The sequence below is a fragment of the Synechococcus lacustris str. Tous genome (assembly GCF_003011125.1).
GTDB lineage: Bacteria > Cyanobacteriota > Cyanobacteriia > PCC-6307 > Cyanobiaceae > Synechococcus_D > Synechococcus_D lacustris.
This window is the reverse complement of record NZ_PXVC01000194.1, coordinates 1-1,267: the sequence shown is the minus strand read 5'-3', so window position 1 is coordinate 1,267 and position 1,267 is coordinate 1. Positions and strand designations below refer to the sequence as shown.

Below are 1,267 nucleotides of genomic sequence, written 5' to 3'. Positions count from 1 at the left end.
GTTGCCGCCCTCTTGGGCGCTCTGCATCGGCTTGAACCCCAATGCCGTTTTCTGCTTTCAACGCCGCTGCCCAAAGCATTTCTAAAGCAGGCATTTGCGGCCATTCCCCATCAACAACGCAACTGTTGCTGGGATGTTGGTGTAGTTCAGGCAGATGCCCTTGGCAGCGATCCCGCCGCAACCCTGCAGGCCCTTGAGGCATTGGAGCCGTTGCTTGCAAACCAAGTTGAACTGGAGGCGCAAGCCATTTCAGCCATGCTTTTACCAGGTGAAAAAGCTGTGGTGCTTGCCGATGTGGCCCCTGCGGCGGTGCTGTTAGCGGAGCGTTTGGCTTTGCCCTTGGTGTGGCAAGCGAATTTTGGYTGGGATGCGATTTATCAAGAGTTGGGGGGTGAGCTAGTTGCTTGGGCAAAWCGCTGCAATGGCCTTTATCGGCGCGGCACAGCCCTRTTGGAGTGTCCTTTTTGCCTTGAAATGGATTGGGAATTGCCTARRTGCCAAATCGGTTTGAGTGCTGGAGTGCCAAGGCTTAGCCCGGATGAACTGCGCCWAAGCATCGGYTGGRATTTTGCCAAGCAGARAACGGCAATGCTCAGTTTTGGGGGRATGGGTTTTCCCTTGGATAGGAAGTTGCTGCAGCGCTGGCCCGATTGGGGGTTTTTTGTGGCTGAGCCCGAATTAGCGCTGGCACCTAATGCCAAGTTGTTGCCCAATGATCTGCGCCCCCTTGATTTGCTGCCGATTTGCGGTGTGGTGATTACAAAACCTGGCTACAGCACTTTTTGCGAGGCTTTGGGCCAGGGGATTGGCGTTATCGCGGTTGAGCGGCAGGGTTTTGCAGAGGCAGAGGTGTTGTTGGAGGGGCTTCGAAACCATGGATGGCACCGTTGCTTGAGCCGTGGAAGCTTTCTTAAGGGGGAATGGCAGCTCGATGAGCCCCTAATTCCCCCAGCCAAGGGGCCCTTAGCCCCAGGCGGTGAAATTGAGGCGGCCCGCTATCTGCTTAAGTTTTTAACTTAAAAAATATGTGCAAAATCGATACGCCTCACGGCAAACATCAATCCTCATCCGCTTTTATCGATTTTCATAGATAAGAAAGTTTTGCAAATAATTAGCATTAGTTTCTCCGCAGAAACCACTTGGTTTGTATAAACGAATACGCGAATTTCCCCTGTCAATGGTTAGTGGACGATTTATTATCTGGCCAGCGTATATTATTGTTTGTCTAATTCTTAGCCATATTCACCCAGTCCGTTTCTGAAAAGAG

1 protein-coding gene is annotated in these 1,267 nt (G+C 51.7%); it reads left to right on the top strand.

Going from position 1 to position 1,267, the window contains the following annotated elements; genetic code table 11:
• The coding region (locus tag C7K08_RS14230) for a hypothetical protein (protein WP_106501149.1) at nucleotides 1-1,020 on the top strand (1,020 nt) is incomplete at its 5' end.
• Between the last annotated feature and the right edge of the window lie 247 nt (nucleotides 1,021-1,267).